General features: G+C 37.9%; 19 protein-coding genes. 14 read left to right on the top strand and 5 right to left on the bottom strand.

Translation table 11 applies throughout. The features are described 5' to 3' along the window. The first annotated feature begins 297 nt into the window (after positions 1–297). On the top strand, positions 298–942 hold the full coding sequence (locus KTG14_RS08055) for a hypothetical protein (protein ID WP_216970451.1): 645 nt from the start codon (positions 298–300) through the stop codon (positions 940–942). Positions 943–1,733: 791 nt separating this feature from the next. On the opposite strand, the gene KTG14_RS08050 is transcribed toward KTG14_RS08055, so the two are convergent. Continuing rightward, positions 1,734–2,342 (bottom strand): VanZ family protein, encoded by a 609-nt coding sequence (locus KTG14_RS08050; RefSeq protein WP_216970450.1) that lies wholly within the window; start codon positions 2,340–2,342, stop codon positions 1,734–1,736. A 524-nt stretch (positions 2,343–2,866) separates the two neighbouring features. Here KTG14_RS08050 and KTG14_RS08045 point away from each other — a divergent pair. Then, a complete protein-coding gene (locus KTG14_RS08045) occupies positions 2,867–3,055 on the top strand; it encodes a hypothetical protein (RefSeq protein WP_216970449.1) in 189 nt (62 codons plus the stop codon). Positions 3,056–3,384: 329 nt separating this feature from the next. Here KTG14_RS08045 and KTG14_RS08040 read toward each other — a convergent pair whose 3' ends face one another. Next, on the bottom strand, positions 3,385–4,362 hold the full coding sequence (locus KTG14_RS08040; RefSeq protein WP_216970448.1) for a DUF2268 domain-containing putative Zn-dependent protease: 978 nt from the start codon (positions 4,360–4,362) through the stop codon (positions 3,385–3,387). A 747-nt stretch (positions 4,363–5,109) separates the two neighbouring features. Between KTG14_RS08040 and KTG14_RS08035 the strand changes: the two genes are divergently transcribed. Beyond that, positions 5,110–5,553, top strand: coding sequence for a hypothetical protein (locus KTG14_RS08035; protein WP_216970447.1), 444 nt, complete (start codon positions 5,110–5,112; stop codon positions 5,551–5,553). Positions 5,554–5,643: 90 nt separating this feature from the next. Then, positions 5,644–6,567: an alpha/beta hydrolase fold domain-containing protein gene (locus KTG14_RS08030; protein WP_216970446.1), complete on the top strand. Its 924-nt coding sequence runs from the start codon at positions 5,644–5,646 to the stop codon at positions 6,565–6,567. Between the two features lie 281 nt (positions 6,568–6,848). On the opposite strand, the gene KTG14_RS08025 is transcribed toward KTG14_RS08030, so the two are convergent. Next, positions 6,849–7,067: a hypothetical protein gene (locus KTG14_RS08025; protein ID WP_216970445.1), complete on the bottom strand. Its 219-nt coding sequence runs from the start codon at positions 7,065–7,067 to the stop codon at positions 6,849–6,851. A gap of 175 nt (positions 7,068–7,242) precedes the next feature. Between KTG14_RS08025 and KTG14_RS08020 the strand changes: the two genes are divergently transcribed. From KTG14_RS08020 to KTG14_RS08010, 3 genes are all read left to right on the top strand, one after another. Beyond that, on the top strand, positions 7,243–7,779 hold the full coding sequence (locus KTG14_RS08020) for a YusW family protein (RefSeq protein ID WP_308461963.1): 537 nt from the start codon (positions 7,243–7,245) through the stop codon (positions 7,777–7,779). Between the two features lie 131 nt (positions 7,780–7,910). Next, positions 7,911–8,354, top strand: coding sequence for a hypothetical protein (locus KTG14_RS08015; RefSeq protein WP_216970444.1), 444 nt, complete (start codon positions 7,911–7,913; stop codon positions 8,352–8,354). Positions 8,355–9,041: 687 nt separating this feature from the next. Then, positions 9,042–9,965 carry a metallophosphoesterase gene (locus KTG14_RS08010; RefSeq protein ID WP_216970443.1) on the top strand — a complete coding sequence of 308 codons (924 nt, stop codon included), beginning with the start codon at positions 9,042–9,044 and terminating at the stop codon, positions 9,963–9,965. 966 nt (positions 9,966–10,931) lie between these two features. On the opposite strand, the gene KTG14_RS08005 is transcribed toward KTG14_RS08010, so the two are convergent. After that, positions 10,932–11,132: a cold-shock protein gene (locus KTG14_RS08005; protein ID WP_058383049.1), complete on the bottom strand. Its 201-nt coding sequence runs from the start codon at positions 11,130–11,132 to the stop codon at positions 10,932–10,934. A 282-nt stretch (positions 11,133–11,414) separates the two neighbouring features. Here KTG14_RS08005 and KTG14_RS08000 point away from each other — a divergent pair, with 282 nt between their 5' ends. The 6 genes from KTG14_RS08000 to KTG14_RS07975 all read left to right on the top strand — a co-directional run bounded on the left by KTG14_RS08000 (position 11,415) and on the right by KTG14_RS07975 (position 18,464). Then, entirely contained in the window at positions 11,415–11,867 is a 453-nt protein-coding gene (locus KTG14_RS08000) for a hypothetical protein (RefSeq protein WP_216970442.1), read from the top strand. Between the two features lie 279 nt (positions 11,868–12,146). Continuing rightward, positions 12,147–12,701, top strand: coding sequence for a sigma-70 family RNA polymerase sigma factor (locus tag KTG14_RS07995; RefSeq protein WP_216970441.1), 555 nt, complete (start codon positions 12,147–12,149; stop codon positions 12,699–12,701). 20 nt (positions 12,702–12,721) lie between these two features. Continuing rightward, positions 12,722–13,741 carry a DUF4179 domain-containing protein gene (locus KTG14_RS07990; protein WP_216970440.1) on the top strand — a complete coding sequence of 340 codons (1,020 nt, stop codon included), beginning with the start codon at positions 12,722–12,724 and terminating at the stop codon, positions 13,739–13,741. Between the two features lie 182 nt (positions 13,742–13,923). Beyond that, a complete protein-coding gene (locus KTG14_RS07985; RefSeq protein ID WP_216970439.1) occupies positions 13,924–14,883 on the top strand; it encodes an IS30 family transposase in 960 nt (319 codons plus the stop codon). 339 nt (positions 14,884–15,222) lie between these two features. Then, positions 15,223–15,981 (top strand): ABC transporter ATP-binding protein, encoded by a 759-nt coding sequence (locus KTG14_RS07980; RefSeq protein ID WP_216970438.1) that lies wholly within the window; start codon positions 15,223–15,225, stop codon positions 15,979–15,981. Next, positions 15,978–18,464 (top strand): FtsX-like permease family protein, encoded by a 2,487-nt coding sequence (locus tag KTG14_RS07975; protein ID WP_216970437.1) that lies wholly within the window; start codon positions 15,978–15,980, stop codon positions 18,462–18,464. The genes KTG14_RS07980 and KTG14_RS07975 overlap by 4 nt, the downstream gene beginning before the upstream one ends. A 357-nt stretch (positions 18,465–18,821) precedes the next feature. Here KTG14_RS07975 and KTG14_RS07970 read toward each other — a convergent pair whose 3' ends face one another. After that, positions 18,822–19,265, bottom strand: a complete 444-nt coding sequence (locus KTG14_RS07970; RefSeq protein WP_216970436.1) for a hypothetical protein — start codon at positions 19,263–19,265, stop codon at positions 18,822–18,824. Between the two features lie 169 nt (positions 19,266–19,434). Between KTG14_RS07970 and KTG14_RS07965 the strand changes: the two genes are divergently transcribed. Continuing rightward, positions 19,435–19,755: a hypothetical protein gene (locus KTG14_RS07965; RefSeq protein ID WP_216970435.1), complete on the top strand. Its 321-nt coding sequence runs from the start codon at positions 19,435–19,437 to the stop codon at positions 19,753–19,755. Positions 19,756–19,871: the final 116 nt, after the last annotated feature.

Genomic DNA, 19,871 nt, shown 5'->3' with positions numbered 1-19,871 from the left:
AACTGGTCAATGAATACGTAGTTGGGCAGCGTAAAATATCTTGTGTTCATAAGTTTATTTTGAAAAAAATTCAGTTTACATATTGCGTGATTACTGGAAGGGAAGAAGCTAAACGCTTTTTCTCTTTCTTTGTTTGAAAAACTGTATTTTACGAACAGAGTGGGCTGGTAACTATAATGTATAAATTCTTTCTACTGGATATATATGTTAAAGTGAAAAAAATGACAGAGAAAGATGAAGAACTTCAAACGAAGGCGACAATCTAAATTTCGAAAGTAAAAGCAAGGAGGGTCTGAATTGAGAAAAACCGTGAAAATTATTCTAGGGATTTTAGGCTTTATTTTTCTAGGTGTGGTAGTGCTCGTCATATTATTTATCCTAAGCATGAAACCGGATCCTGATAGGGAAGAAAAGATACGGCAAGAAGCAGGGCGATACCTAGAAGCAAACTTCAATGATGATTTTGAGCTCTACGATACGTTATATGACAATATGGGGAATTTCGAATTTGAGTACGCAGCTAAGGTGCGAGTGATCCGAAGCAATACAGAATTCCTAGTGTATCGGGATGCTGAGACAAAACAGTTGGTGGATACATATGTTTCTGATAAATGGTCAGATGAACTTGAAGAGGAAATGAGCCCATACGTGCGCCAAGCTTTTGGAGAGTCGGCTGTAGTTTATGTATATATTGACGATGAGATAGGAGTTGCATTAAACGTCGATCCGCTCAACCCTGGAAGTTTCAAAAATTATAATCTCGAACCCACAGTCCGACTGGATATACCGAGGAAAAGACTGGAGGGCGATGAGGAACGTTTCACTGATTTCATTTCTTACTTAACGATTGAAGAAATTTTGCAACATGGTCAGCTGATCGTGTCCTATGTTGCTGAAACAGGTGAGATTTTGGAAGATAAAGAGTGGATCTGGGAATTTTAAACAATTATTTCATGTGTACTGGTGTTATTTATAACCTCGACATCGCTAAAATTCCAGATTAGTTGAGAAAACCGACGAGGCAGAATCTTATGTCTCCAAATGGAATTCAAGTGCAGTTAAGTTACATTCAGTTCTTGTGGAATGGACTAAATATTAAGGGATGAGAGTATTGAGGAATATATATAAATATCTAACTCTTGAACAAAAGAAAGAAGCTATAGAAAAATTGAGAACTGATAAGTTGGAGTTACAAAGAGAAGTGAATCGACAGATCGATGGATATCCTAAGATAGTTCGAGAAGTTCTCTTGCATACTTTAGATAACTGGAATTTCGAACTCGAAGAATTAGAAAACGAGATTAAAAATGGGCTAGATCATTAAAACAATATAAAACTGGAAAGTGAATGTAACTTAATGTGAATTAAGTTACATTCAAAATCCCAAAACAAAGAATTGAAAGAAAACGCCATCCCTTAATTAGGAGTGGCGTTTTAAGCTATGTTCCCTGATTTTATTGAACAACCATAACTAAATAAAAAAATGTAGAGTTACACTCGGGCAGCTAAAAATGCAATAGCGTCAACAATTTCCTTTAACTGGAATCCAATGAATATTCCTACGCCTGCTATTAGAAACAAAGCAACTAGTAGGATAATTCGAAAAATTGACTCACTGATAGGATGCACCCCCAATAACATTCTCGACTTACATATAATATTCTTAACGCTAACATATTTAGTTTAATGAATGTAATATAATGGGGATTAAGTTGCATTCAGTCTTTATATCTTTACTTATTTAAAAATTTTAGAATAGGCAAAGAAATAACGTATCCCACTAAAAAACCAATGTTGTACAGGAAAATATCCGAGACATCAAAAAGGCCGAAATTAAATTGGAACTGTAGATACTCAATTAAAAGAATAAATAGTTCAAAAATGAGAAACCTAGACCAAAATCCTTTAAGAATGTTGGCATATGCTAGCAAAAAATAAAAAGGGACAAAAATCAATAGATTGATGGCCATTACGTAAAAAGAAGCCTCATCGCCCGATATATCTGAAATAAAACCAAGTGGATTTAACCCGATTTCTCCAGTGGCGTACCGGTGCTGTGGATCGAGGCGCAATAGCCCTAAAATTAAGACCAATAAATAAAGACCTAGAAGAACATATCTTTCTTGTTTGCTGTCGATTCTAAGTAAAATCAGCAGCAATATGTAGGTAGTAATAACAATAATTAAAACGGCTAAAATGTTTTTTTCGATATTTTCCATATTACCGAAAAAACGAGGCAATAAGTTCATAAAAAAGCTTACATACAACCAGATTCCAATTAATGAACTCACCAAAAATAATAGAGTTTTTACTAGTTTCTTAGATTTCAATGTCTTGAACACGATTTCCCTCTCTCTTAGTGTTTTCACACTTCTTTTTATCTATTAGCGATCTTAGATGATTATACCAATATTTTTCCAGTCAAGTTCCATTTTTTATTAGATGTGAATGTGATATAAGGCTAAGTAAGTTACATTCAGATTCTTAACTTTATTGGCTTGATCAGAAGACAAATCGAAATTGGATCCGCTAAAATAAATGATACATTTAAGAAACTGTCCTATAAGGTTTTAGAGACGCAATTGTGAAGTGAATATTTTGCACATTAAGACCCGCCAAGAGAAGGAGCTTCAATTGAAGTTTCTCCCTCTTTTTTTACAGTAGTGTACTTTTACTAACGGTAATCTGACGAGTCATATTGTGTGAAAAATGAAGATAGCAATTTTTAATACATTCTATTCAGTATTTCGGAGAGATAATTATTTAATGGGAATTACTGGTATGATATAAATGATAAATAAGATGTAAAATTTAATAAGTTAAATTAGAAAAGTTATTAATTTTGAGTTGAAGAAGGGGGAATTCTATGAATAAAAAAGTTTGGGTATTTATTTTTTGGCTGTTGTTGTTAATATATATTTCCTATTCGGTGTTTATTAGTAATGATTCTCTGTGGGTTAGAGTTCTTGGGTTGTTTGTTGTAATTTTATGGGGAATGCTAACCCCACTTATTGATAAGAAAAAAAGTGAACAAGATGAATCAATACAGAGTTAAATTTCTAATCGAGATGAAATATGATCTGTAAACTAATTTATTTGTATGAAAGAACGATCTTTTTCACTTTTAAAGCACTTGCACATAATGTTTTAAGTTTTACGTATCATGAGGTTATCGGAAGCCGTTGAAAGAAAAAAGCAAGAAGAAGCTAATTCTAGCGATTCTTCTTGCCTTAATGATTATCTGCTAGCTAGTAGTTTTGACAGTGCGTCGGGGCATAGAAGAAATCACTGTGTCTTTCAATTATGACTAATTGTAAATAACTCGTTAGAGACTAAAATGGCAGTTGCTTTTATGAAGTCTATTTAGCATAGGTGTTTGATAAATTATTCTTTAACTGGCAAAAATTCTTCTTGATTCAGCTTGGTCCATTCAAGAACGGATAAGTCAGAGTGTTTAGCCAAATAATCTTGAACCCACTCATAACCTAATTTATACGTAGACCAGGTGGGGATCCCTTGTGCGTAGTCACCGTTGCGAAAAGTAGTTATGATCTCTCCATCCGTTGAATTGCGATGGTCCATGAATAGGGGAAGAACAGTGGCTTTCTCATCTTCAGTCATTGGTTCAGTCCAGGGTATCTCGACATCCGGATAGAGTAGCTTCGCAAATGAATCAGCCTTTCCTTCTATTATGCTGTACTCCAATAGGTCCTCTGAAGAATCCTCAGCAAGCTCCATGTAAATTGTATGGTGATATTCGTGAGCGACCGTATGTTTAATGACATCAATAGGAGCACGTGGATCAATGAAGATGAACAGCGCTTCCTTTGACCAGACAATTCCCGTGACAAAATTTACGGCCTCCATTGCAAGTGTCTCTTCAGGCAATGCAGGAAGGATATGGACAGTTTTACCCTCACCTGGCAATAGTCCAGCTGAATCCGTCAAAGCTTCTTCCACAGCTTGATCAATTTCTTTTTTGCGTTCGTTCAACTTATCCAGCGATTTTTCAAAATTCCCTAAATTGGTAGGAGCTGCAAACAGCCAATATTCCAGCTGACTGTAACCAACTTTATTATTTCGCAAGCTTTTATGGACGATTTCCCGATACAATGCTTCTCTTTCAAGTGGGGATTCTCGGGCTTCCATGAGGAAGGTTCTCATTTCCTCTTCATAATTCTCCACTGTGAATGTCTGTTCATTGTGGATTACAGTATGTGTGCTTTCCGCTGTAGATTCGACTTTTTGTTCTGTCTTACTTTGTTCTGTCTTATCTTCTTCTGTCGAACAGCCCGCTAGAAGATAGAGTGTAAAGACTGTTAAACAACTGAATTTCTTCAAATTCAATGCTTTAGAAATCATTTGATAGTTCCTCTCTGAAGTGAATTATAAAATAATATTTATTCAATAAATTTCTTTTTTTATGGAAATTATATCATTTAATTGAACATGCTGAAAATGAAATTACAGAATAAACAGTATAATGAATAGAAATGTTCTGAGTTAATATATGACGACTTATTGGAAGGGCTTCAGCGATACGTTTCTTCTTTTTCTTGCGCTTTCGAAAGGATACTTTCATAAATGTTTGAAAGTATCCATGTAACAATATGATAAGATAAAGCTTTTTAGATTCGTAGAATAAGCATATTTGCTATTTTGCCGACGGAATGAGGATATGAAAATGAATAGAAAATACAGCAAGTATTCGCTCTTTCTAGTAATCATAGGGATCTTTGTTGCATACATGATTTTTCCACCTCTCAATATAACTTTTGGGAAGTGGTCGATGATCGCCATACCCGTGGGTTTCGCTATTTATATAACAGGTGTAGTACTGGGAATAATTGCTTTCAATAAAAAAGAAAAAGGGTTCATTAAATATATTTCATTACTATCTATTTCATTGGGCATTTTGTATGTTTTTTTCCTATCTTTTCTATTTGGTGGAGAAATGTAAGTATCATCGATGAAAGTATTAAAAAGAGCAAAAGGACTTCCAACTGCTTGAAAGTCCTTTTGTCGATAGTGAAAGTTTAAAGATAAAGTGAATGCTGCTACTTTATAAAAATTTCACCGTCTATTATTGTGCAAAGGGGGATGAGAGATATGAAAAAATATTGGGTGTTTATGGTGATTGGAATTCTATTTATAGCAATAGTTATATTTAAACCATTTCGTTTAGAACCGCCGACTCCAAAAATTTCAGTAGGAGAGACAGAAGTTCCTACAACTCAAGGATCATATTGCTGGGATGCCATTTTACTTGCGCAGTGTGTAGATACCATTCATACTTCTCCAATCGATATGACAGAATCACATACTCCATCTATAGTGTCCAAAAATGACGAAATTGAAATTGAATTTCCGATAGGGTATCAACCCGAAAAACTAAGATTAGAGCAATGGCTTGATGAAAACAATTCAAAAATTATTGAAATAAATAATGAAAGAATTAAAGCGCCTGATGAAAGTGGCGTATATGCATATCATGTAATAGCTGACTGGAATCAGGGAGATGGAAATTATGCTTTTTTGATAGAGGTAGAATAACTTACCAAGCTTGATTATTTATAGATTCAGGACACAGAAAGTGAAGAGCATATTAGCAAGTTGTCATGGCATTAGGAGAGGGGTTAGTAAATGGTTGTCCAAACTTATGGCGGGAAACGGTCTGTAAGCAGTCGCATTCTCGAGAAATACTTGATATTGCGAGGTACAAAGAAGGGGTTTTCCAGTGTAGAAAACACCACAAAGTTCGTTCAGCAAAGAGGGACTGAAAATATCAAACCGTATGTGATTGAAAATATGAGCTTTACGAATTCATTGAAAGAAGAGATGTACGAAGACATACAGGTGTTTACCTTAAACGATCAGAATTCCCGGGAACAGAAGGTGGTGTTGTATTTGCACGGGGGCGCGTGGACGAACCAGCCTTTGTCTTTCCACTGGAAGCTGATGGATAAAATTGCGCAATCAGTGGATGCAAAGATCATCGCGCCTATTTATCCCAAAGTGCCCCATTTTAATTACAAGCATACATATCCGAAACTGTTGAGCCTGTACAAAGAGCTGCTTCGGACGGTTGAGAGCACTGGGCAATTAACCATTATGGGAGATTCAGCCGGCGGGAATATCGCGCTTGGGTTGGCACAACTGTTGAAAATAGATGATTTGCCTCAACCGAAGGATATCATTTTATTATCTCCAGCCGTTGATTTAACTCTTAATAATCCCCTTATCCCCAAATACGAAAAAAAGGATCCGATGTTATCGGCCGGGGGAATGGACGTGATTACTAATATTTGGGCCGATGATAAAAGCTTAGAGGATCCCTTAATTAGTCCAATTTATGGGGATTTAACTGGACTTGGCAACATTACTCAATTTATTGGCACACATGAACTGATCTATCCGGACGCAATGAAGTTGGACGAAAAATTAACAAAGCAAGGAATTGAAATCCAAACCTTTGTCTATCCTAAGATGAATCATGTGTTTGTGGTGATGCCGGTTCCGGAAGCTGACGATGCTCAACAGAAAATTATTAATTTAATCAATGGCTAGAATTTGATTTTCACAAAGACAAAACAGTTAAGTTCGGTCACATTCAAGCTATCTTATGTATAAGGCCACTATTGATATCTTAAGTCTAATACCATTTTTGAAACGGCGAGAACTTAGATAATAAGCGTTGATTTACTTATTGCAGGCTTAGATTGGTACGGAATGAATAAAAAGATGATAGTGGCCCCTTGAAGTTAGTTGCAAAACTGACGCTCTAACTTTAAGGGGCCACTATTTTTTGTATGCTCATTGAATGGTACATTAGCGCTCTTTGTCTGTCTTTACTCTTCATTTTCTTCCACTTCGTCTTCTACAGCATCTTCCACGCCTTCTTCTTCAATTTCTTCTTCTAACTCTCCAACCGGTTCAACTACATCCTCTTCTATATCATGTTCAAGTTCTTCTTCGTTAAGTTCTTCTTGCAAGCCACAGGCTCCAAGCAAACCAACGGATAAAGTTAAGCTCATTCCTAGTTTTAGTGGCCACTTCGAGTTTTTCACCGTAAACTCTCCTCTCTTCTATATTAATAAATTTTTCACTTTCTATATGATTACCCGGCTGAAAAAAACAAAAACATTACAAGTTTTTTTTTTGATTTAATAAATAATATATTGATAAAAATATTAGTTTTAATACTTTTTTTTACGATTAAAAATAAAAAGTTGGGGAATATGAGTGAAAAGAACAGAAATGAAAGGGATGAAAGATATGACAATTGCAAAAAAAACCATTGCCATTGGATTTTTACTTTCCCCTATCATCTTTCTAGGAGCTTGCGGTATCGAAGAAGAGGTCACACAGCCAGTTACAAGAGAAGCTATCGATTATCAAGGGCCGGTGGATGCCAACCCAGGGGGTGGTCTCGAAGATGAGAATATCGGCGGGAAAGTTTTTGGATTTACGGAATTTGAATTGGAAGTTGACTATACCGATCAAGATAATGCTTTACAAGTTGTCTATTTAGAAGATCGTGATCGTGTGGAAGCTGGATATGAAGATAAAATGGCAAATGAAACTTTGTCCGGAAATGATGCTTTTGATAAAATGAAACCCTTGTTGTCGGAACTTCAATTAGACGTTAATATGGCAGATGAGGAAGTCATCAGTCAAGTTATGGAAGTGTTTTCCGTAGATCAGGATTACGAATCACTTGAGCTTGAAGTAACTTATCCAGACGGTAACGAAAAAGAGTATACAGCCTCGGAAAGTTGAATATCCTTCCTAGTTTCAACTGAAAAAATGATGTTCTATTTCAATTAATGAATTTAAATATCACTTGTTTATTTTTTTGTCAAATGGGTATTATTTTAAATAAGTCGAATTTTTCGAAAGGTGGAGACTTTATGATACAAAATAAATGGATCAAGACAGGTGCTCTAGGAGTGCTGTCGATAAGTATTTTGGCCGCCTGTGGTGAAGACGAGACTTTAGAAAATGCTGAACCGGAAGAAGTTCTTGAAGCAGAAGAACAAGCGGATGAGTTAGAGGAAGAAACGGATATTGACGAAGAACAAGCAGATGAATTAGAAGAAGAGACTGATGTTAATGAAGAGCAGGCAGATGAAATTGAAGAAGAAACAGATGAAGCAGCAGAAGAAGTAATTGAAGAGATGGATTTGGGAAATATTGAATTGGCAGAGCTAGAAATGAATTATCTTACGCCACTTGACTGGACATTCGCAGAATTTGACTCTTATGTACAAGACGAACATGGAATGAGCGTTGCTGATTTTAACGATTTCGAAGATCTTGAAACTACAGTTGGACCAGTGGAAGACATCGAATAAGTTAAACAGTTCGCTGTATTCTCGTGAGCAGTTTAATAGTAGAGAAGGGTAGATCCTTCAATTCAATTAGTAAAAGAAACGAACAGTTGACTCCGTTTGACAGAGTGATGCATGGATAGCCCTTCAGTTATTCGGGGGAAATGAATTTAACAAAAAAATGGTGTATTAATTTAATACAGAAATTTTATCCCGCCTCAGATACTTGTAAAAGTAATGATGCGGGATGTTTAGTTTCTCACAAAAAAAGAAAATGTTAACTATTTAACTGGAAAAAAACGGAGGTAAATTTAGAGGGGGAGTATAAAGAAGCTGGGTTATTCGTATTATTATTCACCAGTTTGGGAATATACAGTCTTTTTGTGTAGCTTTTGCAGAATTAGCTGGAGGGCTATTGGACAATGAATTAAAAGTTTTAATAGGATTTTTTGGGGGCGAAGCGAAGGATAAGTGGAGAAGATTATTTTTCATCATCGCAGCGGTAGGCAGTTATAGTTGCCCAAGGGATGTTCTGCCCATATTTATCGCTGGTGCTATTTGGTTGATTCTTTGTTTGCAGACTCTTGGATAGAGCCTATGATAAAGCAACTACGATGTAAAGCCTGTCCGTGCAGTGCGGAACTTTTTGTCTTCAGGGTTTCGTGGAAGTAAGAAAAAGCTGAACGGTAAATTCAATAGGAGATGAAGTCTATGACAGTAGTCAAAAGCTTGTTGCTTACTTTGGGAGCGGTTATAGCAGCTTTGCTGGTCTGGGGATTTGTGGAACCCTATTTTGTTAATTTGAAAGAAGAAGAAGCCATTATTCCAAATTTACCTAAGGCCTGGGAAAATGAAGAAATTGCTGTCATCGGTGATTTCCAGATAGGAATGTGGCTAGATAATGATTCTATTGTAGAACAAATGGCGGAAAAGTTGGTGGAATTGAATCCTAGTGCCGTTCTCTTTCTAGGTGATTACATTTACCATTCAGTAGACAATCATGAAAAAGAACACCAGAGGGTAAAAGAGTTGATCAAGCCGTTGACAGATTCGGATATTCCGGTTTTTGCCGTCCTAGGTAACCATGATTATGACATGGCATCACAAACTGCGGACCCTAACGAAGAATTAGCAGAGAAAATGAAATCTGCACTGCAAGAAGTAGGGATAACGGTTCTAAATAATGAATCCGCGGCGCTTACACATACTGATAATGGGGTTGAAGTAGGAAATGCTTTATCTGAATCTCTTTATATTGTGGGATTGGGAGCAGAGTGGCCAGAACTTGCAGATTCTTCCGCCGCTTTTGCCGGAGTACCAGATTCAGCAGCGCGGCTTGTCATGATGCATAACCCGGAAACTTTCGGCACCTTGCCGGCTAAATCTGCGCCTGTTTCGGTAGCCGGCCATACACATGGAGGTCAGATGCGAATCCCAGGCACTCCTGGATGGTCCTATACGGCATTGATAAATGATAAAGAAGATGATTATATGTATGGGTGGATTGATGATTATGGGGCAACAGGCAACCACCTGTATATAAATCCAGGGGTGGGATTCAGTATCTTGCCACTTCGTATTAATTGCCCACCTGAAATTACCCTATTCAAATTGCGCTCTAATATTGGTCGTTAATTTCTATAAATGTGTCTCAATGAAAATACGATTTTTTCATTGAGACACTTCTAACGAGAAAAATTATACAATTTCATCATAGATGAAGCACAACCACTCGGTCTTGAGACTGAGAAAGATATTACAAAAGAACGGAGAGACTGGTAAAGGGAGTTTCACCGGATTTCTCAGGCTTCAAAATTCACAACAGAACAATTTCCTAGAATTATTTTTCATGTTCAAAGTAGACGTGGTTTTTAATTGGAAGAAATGTATAATATAGATAACAACGAAGCTTCTAAATTTGAGGGGGAATTGAGATAAAAAATACTGTAAACACTATCTACCTTATTTTAAGTATACTCGTTTCTTTGCTAATGATATTCCTAGATCCTATTGCAATTGCTTCTTCAGAAGTTATAGCCGGTTTGCTGATCTATCTCATTTTATTTGGAGCAGCCATCACGTTGATTTTTTCAATCCTGTTTCTTGTAAACAAAATTAAGCGCAATTTTGTTTCTATAGGTGCTTTTGTTATTACTGTCATTAACACAGTAGTTATTGCCATGGTATTAATTTTTGGTTCTCTCTTAACTTAAATATTTGGAGAGATTGCTAAAGAAAAGAGTGTTAAGCCATTCTGTGTATCACTATAAGAAGTGGGGGATTTATATCTGGCATCCAATTATATGGGGGATTCTCGTGCTGTCTCTGGCGGGTGGAGTTATCACTTTTTATATGAAAAGAAATGGGCGATTATTTTGGTCGCTGTTTGTTGTAGCGCTAACCAATCTTGTGTTGGGTATGTTTTTTCAAATTTCTGTGAATACTTTTGCCGGCCTAATACTTTCCGTTGTGGTGATAGCTATGATGGGATTCAGTATTTTACGCTCTCGACGAAGCAGCATTTGAATTGATTCCCTCTGATAGTTTTTAAGGACAAAAAAAGAGACCCTATACAATATAGGGTCTCTTTTCAAGCTATTATTAAGCTTTTGTAACGTTTGTAGCTTGTAGGCCACGTTGTCCTTCTTCGATATCAAATGTTACAGTTTGACCTTCGTCTAAAGATTTGAAACCGTCGCTTTGGATAGCTGAGAAATGTACGAATACGTCATCCCCTGCTTCACGCTCGATAAAACCAAAACCTTTTTCTGCATTAAACCATTTCACTGTACCTTGTTCCATAATTGTTGCCTCCTAGTGTGGATCTCCACACAATTTGTTACTATCCTTGCTCAAATACCTTAGACGAAAAACAAAATGTATTCTCAATCTGAAACCGAACAAAAATAACTCTTCCTAAAGGTAACACGTAAGTGGTGAAAAAGATAGTAAAAGGATTCGTTCTTATTTTTTAGGGATGATATTAATAGATGCCTTGTCGGCAAAATCGACCTGTACCCATAATTCAAGTGGAAGGTTTTGTGCAGGATAAGTGCCATAGACAGAAGAAACGAGGGAGAATAGATGCTCATTAACAAGAAGAGCTTAACTGCTGTTTTATTTATAGCTGTGTTGCTCCTTTCCGCCTGCAATAATTCAGTCTACGACGAAATGGAAGTGGACGAAAACAACATCCCTCATTTTATTGAAACGGAAAGATTTGAAGGCGCTAATAAGAGCCTAATTGTCGTGAAACTGACGACAGAAGGCTCTGGAGAAGAAGCGGCGAAGAAATCAATTGCAAATTCCTTTGCTTTGCTAAAAGAAGAATATAGGGCAGTATCCGTTGAATTGGAAGATGCGGATCAGGGAAACTGGTATGGAATTTATCTGCAGGATGATACAGCTATTCAAAACATACAACACTCAACGACCAAGTTGACGAGAGAAGAAAAAGCTATCATGAATTGTTATGAAGGCTTGGAAAATAAGGAATTCCCAATCGTCGAGTTTTCGGTAAATCCGATTTTACAATAATAGTGTTGCTGATTATAGATACAATAAGAGTTTGCATAACTTAAATGAAAAATTGCGGGGCGAAATAATGAAGGCCTTACAGAATTACTTTTTAGAAAACGAAAGCTTGCAAGAATAGGCGCGAAAAAGACCTTAGAACTCTACTTCTTTCCTGAAGTAGGGTTTTCGTATGGGCAAAAATAATTCATTACGATTCGATATTTCACTTTCGTTTGGATAGCTTTTAGATTTGGCAAACGAATTAATAGGTAAGGCCTTTGGAAGGAGTTATTAAATTGAATGAAAATCACACATGAAAACCTTGTGCAGGAACTAAAACGAAAAAATGAAGATGCTTTACGATTCGTGATTGATCAATACGGTGGATTAATTAAAAGCATCGTCACACATCATTTGTATCGATTCAGCCATGTTCATGACGAATGTATAGATGACATTCTATTAGCTGTTTGGGATCATATTGATTCTTTTAATGAAAAAACCAACTCTTTGAAGAATTGGTTAGCTGCTATTTCCAAGTATAAAGCGATTGATTATAAGAGAAGGTACATAAAGTTGGCTGAAAAACAGCAGCCTAGAGATTATGAATTGGAGACGAATCAAGTGGATGAGAGACAGCTGGTTATGAAAACGGAATTGAGTTTGGAAACAGAAGCCCTATTAGAACAGCTGACAGCAGAAGATCGACAGCTATTTATTGATTATTATATCGACGGAAAAGATACCACTAGTCTTGCAAACGAACTAAGTGTGAATAAGTCGGTCATCCATAACAGATTATCGCGAGGGAGAAGAAAATTAAAAGGGTTGAAACGAATTTTCGGAGATCAATAACACGGAAATGAGGTGTTGAAATGAAAGACGTTTATCAAATGTTGAATGAAGTTGACGTGGATACGATGGAATACGATATTCCAGAATTAACTAGCTTCGAAAAAAAGAGAATGAAAAAGCGAATAAAAAAGAAGATACAAAAGCGAACAACAAAAAGCCGTTCAAGATTATGGGCTATTTCAGCCGCAGCCTTAATCATAGTTTCATTGGGCATTGGAATGCAGCCCACTGCACTGGCGAAAATGCCGATTCTTGGTCCTTTATTGGAACATTATTTGGATATGGAAGAAGGCCAAAAATTGGAAAGTTACAAGACGATTCTCGGACAATCAATCGAAAATGAACAGGGCACTATTACCTTAAATGAAGTAATCATCGATGAGGGACGTTTATTGATCAATAGCACTTTTGAGACGAATTCCGAAAACATTAAGTTAGAGAAGGTCAATCCATTCCCGACCATATTAATCAATGAGGAGGAGGTTTCTGGGAATGGTGGTGGCGATGTGCTGCAATTGGGAGATTCCACTTATTCCTTATTCAGCTCTATGGATGTCCAAGCGCTGGAACTTGGCAAATCACTGGATATCAAAATCATTTATGAAGGGATAGTTCCAAGTATGTGGGACAAAGAGGAATGGACTTTTGAATTTAGGGCCTCAGGCGAAGCGTTGCTTGCAGTAAGCAAGACTATCCCCATCAACCAACAGTTTTCATTGGAAAATGGACAGCATGTCTTAGTGGAAGAATTAGTTTTGTCACCTGTCTCCAGCACCTTGAAATACCATTTATACAGCAATAATGACTTGGACTATGAGTTTGATGTCCGAATGTTAGTCGAAGACGGGACGGGTAAGGTCTATGAATCACAAGAAGAGCGTACTTTAGGAAAGGATGCCTATTTCCGATTTGAAGCGTTGGCAGAAGATGTCTCCACATTGAAGGTAACGCCTTTCGCCATTTCTGGAAAAGAAGGGGAAGAAAAAACTGACTATCACGAGGTGTTAAACGCGGAAGCCTTTGAGGTAGAGCTTAAGTGATGTTAGATAGCATTTGAGCAGCGGAACACTAAACAATCTAAGATGAGCAAAGTTTAACCTGTTTGCCTTTGCTCTTTTTTGAATACGCCGATTGTAAAATTAAGCTAGACAACTGAAAAAGCCATTCGTGGTACACTCACAATGTATTTTCCGACCAAAGAAAAACATAGGAGTGACCACGAATGACCTACACCCATCTTACCACGGACGAACTGGTGATGATAGAAGCTTATTTCCACCAAAACACGCGCGTGACAATCATCGCTGCACGCCTGAAGCGTTCCAGACAGCCGATCTACAATGTCATCAACTTTCTGAAATTAGGGCATACAGCCCTCGACTTTTACACACAGTACAAGAAAAACAAAAAGCGCTGCGGACGACGAAAGGTAGTCTTGCCGCAGAAACAACTCACTTATATTCAAGACAAAGTGGCTCAAGGCTGGACGCCGGATGTCATTGTCGGCCGTGCAGAAACGACAATCGATTGTTCTGTACGAACACTTTACCGCATGTTCAAAAATCAGGTCTTTGATGTCGCAACACTGCCTATGAAAGGGAAACGGAAACCTAATGGCCACCAGGAACGCCGCGGAAAGCAGGCATTCAAACGGCATATTTCCGAACGGGAAGCCGATTATCCTTCGTTCCAAAGAGAGTTCGGGCATATCGAAGGCGACACCATTGTGGGTGCCCGCCACAAAAGTGCGGTGATCACGCTCGTCGAACGGCTGACGAAAGTCATCATCGCCTTGAAGCCTGCAGGACGCAAGGCATACGATATTGAAACCGCGTTGAACCAGTGGTTTCAAGGGATCCCAAGAAATCTGTTCAAGTCCATCACGTTTGATTGTGGGAAGGAATTCTCCAATTGGAAGCCGCTGTGCAACCGGCATGACGTCTCGATTTATTTTGCAGACCCCGGCACGCCTTCCCAGCGCGCGTTAAATGAAAACTCCAATGGGCTTCTTCGAAAAGACGGATTGGCAAAGGAAATGGACTTTAATCAGGTGGATCAACCGTTCATTTCGACAGTAGCCGACAAACGGAATAACATCCCCAGAAAGTCGCTGGCTTATCGCACGCCCTTGGAGGCATTTATGAGTCACCTGAATGGAGTAGAGTTGTCTAGCTTATATTGACAAACGGAAATACCAAAAATAACACATCAGTTTAGCTATTTGATGTTAAGAGAAGAAAAGGGACAGAATCTAGAATTTATTTATTTACTGCTTTACGTGCAAATTCGCAAGAAGCCTTAAATTATAAGTAGATTGAAAATTAAAATAAGACGTCATTATTCTTCGTCATACTTACAGAAAATATTTTGTTTTGTGATATTGTATTTATATGGTTGGAATTCTAAATATAGTAATAAACTTCTTGGTCATCTTTTCGACTGGGTTTTATATTTAACGTGAATACACCTGACCTTATAGAATTATAAAAAATCGCATATAAAAATGAGGCTACTGACTTTAATGAGAAAAATAACTTTGGAAGTTAATAATCTAGTTAAGAAATACAGCGGTAGGGGATTCGAAGTTGAAGCATTAAAAAATGTTTCGTTCAGTTTGTATGCTGGGGAATTTGTCGCAATTATGGGGACCAGTGGATCTGGAAAAAGCACCTTACTCAATGTCATTGGCGCATTGGATGAACCGACCAGCGGTAAAATTCGATTGAATGGAATAGATTCGGAAGGTTTCTTTTCTGAACCGAAGGCGACGGACTACCGACGGGGAAATATCGGATTTATCTTCCAAGCCTATAACTTGTTAAAAGACTTAACGGTGGAAGAGAATATTTCATTGCCATTGCTCTTAAAAAACGAATCAAAAGAATCCATTGAGAGAAAAACGGCCAGTATGGTGGAACGGATGGGGTTAACAAAGTGGAAAGCACATCGTCCGGTCCAATTGTCGGGTGGGCAGCAACAGCGCATTGCTATTGGCCGGGCTCTTATCGGTGAACCACCGATACTTTTGGCAGATGAATTGACGGGGAATTTAGATGCCAATACATCCAAAGAGATTTTAGAGGTATTGACCTCCATGAAGGACGAACTTAAGCAAAGCATACTTGTGGTAACGCATGACCCAAAAGTCGCTACCTATGCAGATCGTGTCTTGTTTTTCCACGATGGCGCCATCATCAATGAGTACGAATGTATCGGTGAACAGGATCTTGAACACATCATGGAAATATCCCAGGATATTTTAAAAGGTTCGGCTATATGAAATCACTCAATCAATTGGCGTTCCGGTTATTTAGAGAAAACAAGTTTCTAGTCTTCACTTCGGTTATGAGCATTGCCATAGCCGTCTCTCTTGTACTGACAATGGCGCTATTTACCGTAAATGCGAAACAAACCCTGCAAGATGATCTGCGAAAGATGTATGGGGATATGGATATGGCCCTTGTTTATAGCGATAACAATCCCGTAGAGGATGAGCAGGAATTAGTGCAACTGATATCAGACCATCCTTCGACAGTTGCTGTTTCGCAAGCGCTGGTTACCCAAACATATGTAGAGCCGCTAGGCGGAGATGTTTACACTCTAGGAATCGAGAACGATCCAATTGCAAAAAGCAGGTATAAAACAAGCGTAGATTTAACAGAAGACACAGTCGCCATTACAGAAAATCTGGCAGGGTCTCTCAAGCTTTCAGTCGGCGATCAAATCGAAATTGAAAACGATTCATTTGAAATTAGTGAAATTTTGAAGAACGCTGAAGGAACAGGGATTGCACCTGATATGGTGATTTTCGCGTTGGAGAGAGCGAAGCTGTTTCACAAGGATGCAGCGCCATTCCTTAAAAACGAAACAACAGCTTTAATGGTTAAAACCGCAGAAGAAACCGACTTAACTGCAATGGCCAATGAAGTTAAAAAAATTCAGCCGGAATTACGAGTGGACATTATTGAAGAGGATGAAACAGCAAAAAATAACTTGAATTCCCTGACCTTATTTATTGGCATCCTTTCAATGCTCGTGTTGATCGTTACGGCTATCATGGTCATTTCCAATTTTGACTTGTTTATCTATAAAAATAAAAACCAGTTTGCGATTATGCGGGCGCTTGGTGCGAAAACTGAGCAGCTGTCTAACATTATCCGTATTCAAAGCACGATGATTACAGCTGCTGGCGCATTGCTTGGGTTGGCGATTGCTTATGCAGCGGATCAATTCCTGCAACCAATTTTAGGGAAGTGGTTTTCCGTTGCATTGACTCAAATGCCATTTGCCTGGGAAGTAGCGATTCCTGTATTGGCCATAGCGAGTCTGGTGATTCAATTGTTCCTCTATATTCCAGTTCTCAAATCTTCAAAAATTTTGCCATTGAGGATGCTCCAGGAAAATGAGGAGCTAGATTTTAAACACACTGGAATGCGCAAGACAGCAATCAAGTTCTTATGGATTTCATCCCTTGTATCGCTGCTATTTGGCGTTATTCTTGCTGTAGAAGAAAACGCGAGGGCGATATTGATTTTAGTTGGTGGTTTTTTGCTATTAGCTAGTCTTTTCTTAGTATTGCCCATGTGGCTGACTAAGTTATTGAATGTGCTAATACCAGTATCTGGGAAGCTGCCATCCCGCAATCTATTAATTGCGCTCCAGAATTTAAAGCCACACGTCAAAAAGAATAGCTTCGTGATTCTTTCAATTAGTGTGGTCATGATTATCGCTGTTTTCGGTTCAGTAATGCTGAGTACAGTTAAGCAGAATAATACAGACTATATCAATGAACAATTTCCCACTTCTTTGGTTATTACTAGCCGGATTCATCAATCTGAAATCAATCCGGTTAAACTTAGTGAAGAAGTACGTACCGAAGTCCAAGGCGCGCAAGTCGCTACTGTCAGCACTTTTGGCGGAGCAGAGTTGCTCGTTGATGACGGGACGATGTCTTTTGACTATACGCTGGGTGATTTAAAGGCGCTAGAGAGTGCAAATATTATACCGGAAATTGGAAAAGAGGATCTAGCATCAGCAGCAATCATATCCCCTTTGTTTGCTGAAAAGCACAATTTACAAGTCGGCGACTCCTTAAAACTTGGTATCTACTCGGATGAAAAGCAAGGCGCTGAATATGTGGTGACTATGGTAGTAAGTGCTGTTTCAGATGCAATTGATGATGGAGAAGTACTTTTTGATTGGCAAGCGAAGGCGTTAAATACTTCTTCAACTAACTTTGATAAAGCCTACGTGAATACATATGACGAATCAGCGGCCATCGATTCTCTTGAAACCTTGGCCAGTATGTATCCAGAACTCATGGTCAATACGCATGCTGCATCAATCGAAGAAGCTTCAGACATGTTCGTGCAGCGCTGGGCCATCTTCATTTTGGTGCTAATCATACTTATCGTTTCTGTTATGGCAGGTGTCTTGAACACCCTTGTGAATAATATTCTGTCGAAACGAAAAGAGTTTGCAGTACTCCGGACAATCGGCGTTAGGCCGATAGGAATCGTCAAAATTATTGTCTCACAAATCTCTTTCTATCTTTTGATTGGCCTTGTCTTCGGTGCGCTATGCGGGTTGGTGTTTTCTGTTATCGTTTCACTGATTGATTCTGGCAGCATAGCGATCGACTTTTCATTGATGATGTGGGTAGCCGCGAGTATGTGGGGTGGCAGCTTGTTAATCTTTGTGCCCGTAGGATGGGCTATAGGAAATAAAAAGATCAGCATGGAAATATTGAGTGACAATAAGTAAAGGGAGTTTTATAGCAGTGAATAAATTCGGAAATTTAAATGAAAGTTGTCTTCGATGCCCTCATCAAGTTTGCTATAAACTATGTCAACGGGGAGTTGTTCAAATTGTTTAAGTCCTATATAAAATTTGTAGAAAAGTATAATCCTTTAATCATTATATTTTTTTGTTCAATCTACCTACTTACTTCATGGGGAGATAATTGGGTTCTTACTTGGATTCAATTAGCTGCACTGATTATCATTCCGGTTATCGGCATTTCGAGCATGAAAGAATCAAAATCTCCCGAAGTGTAGTTCAACAGAATACAGGGAGTGAAGGAGACATGAAAACAGTTAGGTTGAATTCGACTCTTTGTTGCTATTTTTGTTCAATATGTTGAGGAGCTATCCCTTTGCCGAATAGAATTTCAGCATTATCCCCAGTTTCAGCACCCCAGAATCTTACTTGTTTTATAGTTGATTCAGTAATTTGATATTTATAGACTACTGTTGGTTCGTTATCAAAAATGACATGCAAAAATTTAACTTTCTTAATTTCATGGTCATCTGTATGAGAAATTTCCCAAGAGTCGTCTTTAAATGTAGTAGTTAAGTGAGCATCTAATTGCTGAATGGCATTATTGGTTTGACTCTCGACTATAAGAGGGCGTAAGGAATAAAAAATCATGGAGCTGACTAAAATAAAACCTGCTGTTGTTAAAATAAGTACTTTTAATGATTTCCTTAAAAAAAGGGCTACTACAGTCAGTAACCCAGTTACGACTAGAATAAGGACCATTTCAATGGCTGTGGTCGGGTGCATCCTTTTCTCCTCATTTCATTTCATTATGAATTAAATATAACAGCTAGATTGCATAGTAGTTATAGTATTCCGTAGACAATAACTCAAAAAATTGTTAATGGTGAATGCAGTTTACAGAGAAGTGAATGACATTCGGTTTCTAACAAAAATCAGTTTAGGAGGGATATCTTTGCATCCAGTGTTTCTAGCGGTCATTCTATTCTCTTTACTTACTTCTGCTCTGGTATGTCACAGGATCATGAAAACAAAAGCAAACAAAGGGACGCGGATTTTGGTTGCTTTTTCAGTAAATGCACTTGTACTGTCCATAGCTTCAGCATGTCTCTACAAATGGGACGTTCAAACGTTTCATAAACAAACCGAAGGCTTATTTGATTCGTTGGGGATAGTAACGCTAATATTTTTTGTTCCGATCAATGCGCTTATTAATATTTACATTATGGAATTCTTTAAAAATAAAAGGCAAGGCGCAACTCTAAATGTTAAGTAAGTTACCCATAACGGTAGACACATTTCTATCATAAATTAACAGAAAAATCTGACTTATATTATTCGTAAAATTGATAACATATCCTAAAAATAGTACAATTAATTTAAGAAAGCGCT

Source organism: Planococcus sp. CP5-4_YE, from assembly GCF_019042655.1.
Classification (GTDB): Bacteria; Bacillota; Bacilli; order Bacillales_A; family Planococcaceae; genus Planococcus.
The sequence above is the reverse complement of the archived record's forward strand: the minus strand, read 5'-3'. Positions and strand labels throughout refer to the sequence as shown.